Below are 8291 nucleotides of genomic sequence, written 5' to 3' on the forward strand. Positions count from 1 at the left end.
GTATTGGAAGTGGACAAGGAGAATATCAACAGTTCGCGGAAACGGTTCCGGTTTTTAAGAATGGACATTTCTGGGCTTACGGAAACGTTTATGACAATGGGCAGTGGAAGGGGCACACTTTTGTAAACGGACAGTGGATTAATAACAACCAGGATGCGATTGTGACGTATTTGAATCGTCAAGGTTGGGGCGAAGTCGTACGCGTGGATTTGATTGATCGAAAGCCTCAACCGCCTTCGAGTCGAGATGGAGGAAGTCGCAGAGGTAGTGGGGGAGGAGGAAGTGGGCTGAGTCAACCATGGGAAGTGTGAACTTTCGATAAAGAAGAGGGCGGATGCGTGCTCGCGCACCCGCCATGCCCTTCTAGTCGAAATCGCTTGTGGGATGACTCAAAACGGGTTACATTTCCTCCGGCGGAGGAAGAATGAAGAAATCTTCGTCTTGGTCTTCCAAGGGTATACAGCAAATGTCTTCTCTGAAAGGCCACAGCGTGTCCAACTCGGCCATCAGGCTCGACAGGGCACATGTTTCGCATCCGGTTGTTTGAGGATATGGGTTCTGGCAATCCGGACAAATGTCAATTCCTTCATCCTCAAACATGGCAATTGACAGAATCCAGTTCTCGTCGTCTTGGGGGATCTCATCCACGATTTGGATGTCCTCCACTTCTTCGAAGAACGCTTCCCACCGGTTCAACTCATCCAGATATGTCCGAAGATCGTCACTCATGTTTTTCTCATCTCCTTTGCTGTTTTGAACTGATCCTTCCATTTTAGTTGCGCTTGAACTTTCTTTTGAGCGGAGGCGGGTTTTCCCACCCTCTTTCCCTCATCTTCTGTTTCATCGCCTGCAGGGATTCCTTGGCGATCTGTTGAGGGTCCTTCTTTTGGGTTTTGCCCCCTGTTTGGGACAACGAATGATGGACACGGCTCATCACCTCTCAATCAACAGTTTTAGGGTCATTTTCGCTCAGGAAATCGGTTCAAAACGGTTTGTTTCTCCGGATGCCGAGTCGGCTGGCCCGGCTGACGATTGCCGACCACGTCCGATGGGGGAAAGCCTCCTGGATGACGTGGCGGGGTTCCTCCGGATAGAGGGCACGCAGCCGGTTGTCCTCCTCCTCCGACCAGGTTGAGTCTTTCTTGAGGCCCAGCCGCTGTGCCCTGGTGCGAATACTGAGCAAGGACCGGCCGGGAAACATTTCGAGCAACTCTCTGTCCGACGCGGACCCGTACTGTTGCCGGAGAAGCTCTTCTTCTGCTTCTGTCCAGGTATTCTTGCGCTTGATCCCAAGGCGGCCGGCCCTGGTGGTCAGCGATTGCCAAGAGCGTCCGGGGAACCGGGCCAGGATTTCTCCCTTGGGCCGATCCGGATAAAGTTCCCGAAGCAGGGCGTCTTCTTCCGGCGAAAAATTCTTTGTCTCCTTCGTCAACCCCAGTTGTCGGGCCTTGTGCAGGATCGCATGATCCGTCCGGGGCGCCGACAGCATGCCGCGGATTTCCTCCAGCGAGCGCTGGCCGTAGTGTTCGCGAATGATCGCCAAATCGGCTTCGCTCCAGAATGGCGAGAACGACGCATACGCCTTGGGATCATAGGGAGGCTGTTCCGGGTTGTAATATTGCCGTTCGAGTTCATGCACTTCGTTCATGTACCGGCGATAGTACGCGGTTTTGCCCTGCCTTCGTTCCTCCACGATGCTCCTGATCGTGTCCACCGCTCGGGAGACCGTCTCCGCCGTGGGTTCTTCGTACCAAATCGGCACCCAGATCCAGCCCCGCTGTTCTGCAAATTTGCGTTTGGCGTAATCGCGGTTGCGCAGATTGGCGTGAACTCTGACGTGGTTGACCTCGACGGCGACTTTCAGGCCATCGGGGAACTGCAGGGGAATGTCGATTTGCCAGCCTCGCCCTTCGCTCCATTCGCGGTTGCGCTGCCAGGGGATCACAGCGTCTCCATACAGCTTCACCATTTCATGCCGAATCCGTTGTTCCACGAGGGAACCCTCCTTCCAAAACGAGATATTGGCCAGGTGACGGCCTGTTGAGCCTGTCGATTTCTTCACTTTATCGGACACGTGGCGCACCGCATTGTATTTCACGCCGACTTCGAGGGAGATTTCCCTCAGGGCCATGGTAGTCTCCTGAAGCAGACGGCGGATGGTGACCTCCTGTTCCGGGGTGATTTTCCGGTTTTGCAGGTTCAGTTTTTTGATGCGGCTATAGACGGAAGGCTCTGGGCGACGGAGACGTTCGGCGATCCGAGAGATTTCCAGTCCCCCGGAATACAGTTGCCGCAACTGCGCGTCCTCTTCCTCCGTCCATCGCCGGTTCTTGAAGCCCTTTTCGTTGGACGTCGTTCGGACTTTATGGATGGTGTTATAGATAATCCGCTCGGTCACCGGTGCGGCCACGTTCGGGTCGGCGTTCAGGATGGCCGCGATCTGTTTGGCCGAATGGGTTTCGTACAAGTCCGTGATCCGAGCGTGAAGATACGGCGCGTCTTGGCGAGGGGACGGCATGTTCAACACACTCCTTATTCAGCCAGATTGTGGATGTCGGCCATTTTTGCGAGGACAGCCATGCGGATGAGGTGACCCCATCTACGGCGGCTTGCCTTCTCGCTGGACGTCGAGGAGAGCGGCGGCAATCTCGGCCAATGCGTTCAGTTTGTCCCGCACGGCAGCGACCTCAGGTGCAAGCACCGCAAAAGATCCCGAATCCTCTATGATGTGTAACGTGTCGTCGACCAGGTGATACGCCTGCTGAAGGTTTTCAAGGATCGTGGAGAGTGGAGACGCCCGCATGGTCACACCATCCTCTGGAGCTCAGGTTCGGCACTCTCCGTGTCGCCCTGGTTGAGGATCGGATTTTTCATCACGGCTTCCCTCAAATGACGCGCGTCCGTATGAAGGTAGACCCGTGTCGACGAAATGTCGGCATGACCCAACAGTTCCTGGATCTCCACAAGGCTCACGTTTTGCTGCAGCAGAAACGTGGCAAAGGAATGCCGGATTTTGTGCAGGGTGTAACCCTTGTCTTCCAGTCCGGCGAGTCTGACGTACTTGTCGAAAATCGTGTTGATAGGCCGGGGGCCCAATTTCTTGCCCGTTGCGCTTCGAAATACCGGCGTACGGTCTGTGACGGACTTGCCTTGCGAGTTCTTGAACATTTGGAGGTCGGCCGCCAACTGCGGCGGAATCGGGATGATCCGATCCTTGTCCCCTTTGCCGCTCCGCACTTTCAGCGTGCATTCGCGAAAATCAATGTCCCGCCATTCCAGGTTGATCAACTCCTGCCGGCGAATCCCGGTTTGGGCGAAGGTCTGGAGGATGAGCCAATCCCGGATTCGGGTGCGGGATGAGCCCATTTCCAGGGGAGCCCGAAGCAGCTTGTCCATGTCGTCCCGCGTGATATAGATGGGCAACACACGTTTCTTCTTGGGCACCTGGACGGCCAGGGCCGGGTTTTTCTCGATGTAGTCCTGGGTCTGGCAGAACTTGAAGAAACTTTTCAGGCTGTGGATCCGGCGGCGAATGCTGTTCGGAGAGAAACCGAGATCTTCAGCCATGTACAGGATGAACTCGCGAATTATGGGTGTTGTCACGTTTTCGAGTTCTGGGTCGATACCTTTCTTCTCCAGGAAGTCGAGGAAGTGTCGGAAATCAGTTCTATAACTTTTGATGGTGAGTTTTGAATAATCCCGTTCGAGGCGCAGATACGACAGGAATTTTTTGTGGCAGTCTTCGAGGTGCATAGAAGTCCATCCCCCATTTATGGCACGTAACCCGTGCCAGATTTGGAGGAGGGATAAGTTAAAAGGAACACATTTTACCGAAATCGGAAGTTTTACAAGGTGGCAGAAGCCTTGCAGGACAAGGGATCATCGACTAGAGTTCGTATAGCTCGGCTTATAGGTTGCCTTTCCGCGACCCAGAACCCACAGGGGATTTTTCCCTGTGGGTTTTCAACTTATGGAAACTTTGTACTGAACCCCCTGGATACTTATGGAGACTTTGTCCGGAGACCATCGTCCTCGACTTCTCCATCCTCGGGGTTATTGTGCTCCAAAATGCCCATTTTGGCAAGGGTGTTATAGGCTGTTGCGGCGGTTGGTTATCAGTGGGGTTATAGGTTTGTGAATTTTTTTGAATGGCCTTCCTTGACTTGATTTTGCGGAGAGTCTTTTTCTAGGATTTGCAGCACCGGGCGATAAGTCCGAATATGCGTTTCCTAAGGGGGCTGATCCAATGGACATTAACCTCTGGACTCAGATGGTCGAGTTCCTCTCTTCTACTCAAGATGAGTGGCAGGATACAGAGGGGGGCCTAACGGTTCATAAAGCCATATCGATGGCGGTCAACGCATGGAAAGCCAAGGGCAAAGCTAAACATACCATCGACACCTATCGGCGACATCTCAAGGATTTTGCCGAGTTTACCGATATAGCCTTGCTGTTACTGCTAAGCTATAATGGCGAGAATTAGACGGGATAAGTTGACCCGATGTTGACGGATTTGCCGACCAAAGTAGGGAGATTCTCCTGCACTTTTGATGACGTATGACTTGCAACCTGGCCTCACAACCAATTTCGACAATCTTTGCTTGCAGGAAGTGATATGGTAGTGTCCTCGCTAGAGGTGTAATTTCGCCAAGTGCCTCTACCGTGACAGCAGTCATTGGTGTAGCACGGACGTTGGTACCCATAGGGTCGAGTTGACCGTGAGCTTGGTCATGGACTCCAGGCTGTAATACCGTGTGTAGCCCATCAGCTCGGCGCATGCGATGATTCTCCCAGAAAGCGCGGCCGCCTGGTGCCGCCGCTCATCACATTCAGCCCGATCAATTGTACTATTGGTTGCGCAAACTGCGAACCAACGAAAAACCCCAAAACCCCAGCCTTTCAGTGTTCCCCCAGTGGCTCCCGGTCGAGATCGACGAAAAGCCGATCGACTTGGAGACACCTTTGCTGATCCGGGTCAACCATGTCGTCGTTGAGGTCAGATCCGGCTGTCAGTCCGAATGGCTCGCAGACGTCGTGCGGGCATTGACGGCACAATGTTAGACAATCCGGTACAACGGGGCTATCTCGCGTGTGGAAACACTGACATGCGCAAATCCATCGACGGGCTCGCCGTGTTGGTCAAAGAACAGTTCGAACTGGCGGATCGACCCCTCTTTTTGGGCAGTTTGACCTCCTTGCTTTTGCTTACGCAGTGATACGTGGTGGGTTTTGCTCCATGATTCACATCCTATCGCCCGGAGCGGCAAATTCGAACACAATATGGAAACAGCATGCCGGTCCGGATATAATGAATCCAGAAAAACCGGGGAGTGAACCGGATGGAGTTGCTCAGTCCGAGGGTCGATTTTGTCTTCAAGCGGATTTTCGGCACCGAGGAAAACAAAGACATCCTGGTTAGTTTTCTCAACGCGGTGTTTGAAGATTCCGGCCAGCCACTGGTCGACGATGTGGAAATTCTGGACCCTTTTTTGCACAAGGATGCACTGCTGGATAAGGAATCGGTATTGGATGTCAAGGCTCGGACTGAATCGGGTATGCTTGTTGATGTGGAAGTGCAGTTGTGGAATCGGAAGGATATTGAAAAACGCACTTTGTACTACTGGGCAAAACTGTTTGAGGGCCAGCTGAGTGAAGGCCACAGCTACTGGGAGTTGCACAAGGCGGTCACGATCAATGTGGTGGATTTCGACTGCATTCCAACAGACCAGTACCACTCGACATTTCATCTGCGCGAGGACCGAACGGGAATTTCTTTTTCGGATCTGGAAGAGATTCATTTCGTGGAACTGCGCAAGCTGAAGGAACAGTCGGTGGGCCTGGAACGGCGGTTGGTACGCTGGATGCTATTTTTCATAGCAAAATCCAGAGAGCAACTGGAGGAATTGGCGGAGATGGACCCGGCGATCAAGAAGGCGAAGACGACGCTGGAGTTTCTCAGTCAGGACGAGGAAGCGCGGAGGCTGTACGAGCAGCGGCTGAAGTGGAAAATGACCTATGAAGCGGAAATTCACGGGGCGAGGGAAGAAGGAAGGGAAGAAGGAAAGCGGCACGCAAAACAAGAGGTGGCCAAAAGACTTTTGCGGATGGGTCTGACCGTCGAACAAGTGGCGGAAGGTACCGGTCTGAGCCGGGAAGAAATCGCCGCCATTCAGAAAGAGGTCGAGTGAGGGTTGGGGCCATGGAGTGCTGTTACCCATGAGCAATTAGGGGAATCGGCCAGGGACGGACTTGGCGATCATGAAGACTAACCACAGTGACTAATTCCGGTCAGACACAAAAAGTGGGAAATCAGAAAAATACAATCACATGGATATCATCTTCCTATATATTGCATAACAAATTCAAACGCTTTGTTCGCAGCAAATGCTGTTTTTGGATACATTCATACCTAGATCCCTATACGGCTAGGTCGGCACAAACAGAAGAAGGAAAATGGGTTAGTGTTTCGGGGGGTGGAGGGTATTTCACGACCTGTGCTTCGGCTTCCGTACCGGTGGTGGGATTATGCGGTTCTTGCTATAGGCGCAGGGATAGCAGTCATTGAACTTGTCTACACAATTGTTTACTGGAGTCACTTGCCGTCCAAGGTGCCTACGCATTTCGGTGTCTTTGGTACACCGGATGCATGGGGGAGTCGAGATCATGTTTTCGTCCTACCGATCGTGACGATTGTAATGTATGTTGGTACACTTTTTCTCACCCGTATTCCACATTATTTCAATTACCCGACTGCAGTGACTTCAGAGAATGCTCCTGCGGTTTATGCCTTGGGTCGTTTGCTCGTCGAGATAATTACTGGAATGGAACTCCCTATACTTTTGTTTGTACTGCAGCGCGGAATGATTCGGGCAGCTCTGGGAGTTCAAACCGGCTTAGGCAGTTTTCTTATCCTCGTCGTTGCTCTATTGGGTGTAATAACCATAGTAGCCTTTATTCCGATGTTCCTGCGAGCAGGTCGCGGAAGGTAGAGAGAGTTGCTTTGAGGTCGGTCGCCTGAGCACACAATTGTCTTGGTTGGAAAAAAATCTCGCCTCGCTCAGTCGAGAGGACAGGCTGGCTCTCATCGACTTCCAAGAACGTGAACTCCCGCTCGCCGTTCAGGCCGAGCTTCTGGGCTTAAATCGGTCCAGCCTGTACTACAGGCCGGTCGGACCATCCGAGGAGGAGGTGAGGCTCAAACACCGGATTGACCAAATCTACACGGAGCATCCGTTCTACGGTTCCCGACGCATCACAGCCATTTTACGCAGCGAACATTGGACCGTCAATCGAAAGGCCGTCCAGCGTCATATGCGGGAGATGGGGATTGCCGGCATCACTCCGGGTCCCAATTTGAGCCGGCGCGCCCAGGCACACCGGGTGTATCCCTACCTGTTGCGCGGCTTGAAGATCGAGCGTCCGAATCAGGTCTGGGGCATCGACATCACGTATATCCGCATGGCGCATGGCTGGATGTATCTGGTGGCGATCCTGGACTGGTACTCCCGTTACGTGGTCAGCTATGAGCTGGATCAAACCCTGCATATGGATTTTGTTCTGAAGGCCTTGGATCAGGCCCTCGGGCAGTGGACGCCAGAGATCATGAATAGCGACCAGGGAAGTCACTTTACCAGCCCGAAGTACACGGACGTGCTGCTAAATCATGGGATTCAGATCAGCATGGACGGTCGGGGTCGAGCCCTCGACAATATCTTCACCGAGCGCCTGTGGCGGAGTCTCAAGCAGGAAGAGGTGTATCTTCACGACTACCAAACGCCGAAACAGGCTCGGGAAGGGATCGCCAGATACCTGGAGTTCTACAACCACAGGCGTCCGCACCAGTCCCTGGGATACGTGACGCCGGCCTCTGTGCACGGGCTCTAGAGGGGGCCCCTCCACCGAGGGGGGCCTTCTGCCAGGAGTGGGCACGAAAGACTAGGGGGTGCCCCTCCACCAGAATGATCGAGGGATGATCCAGAAATGGAAAACAGGTCCGGCGTCCATATCCAAATTCAGGAATCCCAACACACTTTAAAAAGGGCCAAAAAAATGTCTTGACAATGGGGTCCACCTCAACCGTCGGGGACATGTCCCTTGCTGCCGGCGGCCGACTGAATCAGGCTGCGAAATGGGATCAACGAAACATCTTCACCAAGGTACCGCTGCGGGTGGTATTTATAAGCCCATTCGTTGAATCACATTCTCGACTACCTCGGCAACTCTTTCGCGCTGAGGACCTTCGTGAAACCATCCATAGTGATCCGTCGAGATGCGACAGCTCGACCCTGTCA

The 8291-nt window shown here is 53.3% G+C and carries 9 protein-coding genes and 1 pseudogene; 6 read left to right on the forward strand and 4 right to left on the reverse strand.

Annotated features, from left to right (window positions below; genetic code table 11):
* A partial coding sequence (locus tag K6T64_RS15630; protein ID WP_288010986.1) for a hypothetical protein occupies nt 1-311 on the forward strand: 311 nt, incomplete at its 5' end.
* Between the two features lie 88 nt (nt 312-399).
* Here the strand turns inward: K6T64_RS15630 and K6T64_RS15635 are convergent.
* From K6T64_RS15635 to K6T64_RS15650, 4 genes are all read right to left on the reverse strand, one after another.
* Nucleotides 400-729 (reverse strand): hypothetical protein, encoded by a 330-nt coding sequence (locus K6T64_RS15635; RefSeq protein WP_288010988.1) that lies wholly within the window; start codon nt 727-729, stop codon nt 400-402.
* 253 nt (nt 730-982) lie between these two features.
* Nucleotides 983-2518, reverse strand: coding sequence for a hypothetical protein (locus K6T64_RS15640; RefSeq protein ID WP_288010990.1), 1536 nt, complete (start codon nt 2516-2518; stop codon nt 983-985).
* Nucleotides 2519-2599: 81 nt separating this feature from the next.
* Nucleotides 2600-2803, reverse strand: a complete 204-nt coding sequence (locus tag K6T64_RS15645; protein WP_288010992.1) for a hypothetical protein — start codon at nt 2801-2803, stop codon at nt 2600-2602.
* Nucleotides 2804-2805: 2 nt separating this feature from the next.
* Nucleotides 2806-3753 (reverse strand): tyrosine-type recombinase/integrase, encoded by a 948-nt coding sequence (locus K6T64_RS15650; RefSeq protein ID WP_288010994.1) that lies wholly within the window; start codon nt 3751-3753, stop codon nt 2806-2808.
* Nucleotides 3754-4246: 493 nt separating this feature from the next.
* On the opposite strand from K6T64_RS15650, the gene K6T64_RS15655 reads away from it, so the two are divergent.
* The 5 genes and pseudogenes from K6T64_RS15655 to K6T64_RS15670 form a co-directional block, all read left to right on the forward strand.
* Nucleotides 4247-4483: a hypothetical protein gene (locus tag K6T64_RS15655; protein WP_170085289.1), complete on the forward strand. Its 237-nt coding sequence runs from the start codon at nt 4247-4249 to the stop codon at nt 4481-4483.
* A gap of 571 nt (nt 4484-5054) precedes the next feature.
* Nucleotides 5055-5216, forward strand: coding sequence for an IS66 family insertion sequence element accessory protein TnpB (gene tnpB / locus K6T64_RS15660; RefSeq protein WP_170086827.1), 162 nt, complete (start codon nt 5055-5057; stop codon nt 5214-5216).
* 123 nt (nt 5217-5339) lie between these two features.
* Nucleotides 5340-6188, forward strand: coding sequence for an Rpn family recombination-promoting nuclease/putative transposase (locus tag K6T64_RS15665; protein ID WP_288010996.1), 849 nt, complete (start codon nt 5340-5342; stop codon nt 6186-6188).
* A gap of 306 nt (nt 6189-6494) precedes the next feature.
* Nucleotides 6495-6989, forward strand: coding sequence for a DUF1648 domain-containing protein (locus K6T64_RS16945; protein WP_353737833.1), 495 nt, complete (start codon nt 6495-6497; stop codon nt 6987-6989).
* 13 nt (nt 6990-7002) lie between these two features.
* Nucleotides 7003-7884 (forward strand): annotated as a pseudogene (locus tag K6T64_RS15670) (IS3 family transposase); the annotation flags it as partial.
* Between the last annotated feature and the right edge of the window lie 407 nt (nt 7885-8291).

Source organism: Kyrpidia sp., from assembly GCF_023512215.1.
Classification (GTDB): Bacteria; Bacillota; Bacilli; order Kyrpidiales; family Kyrpidiaceae; genus Kyrpidia; species Kyrpidia spormannii.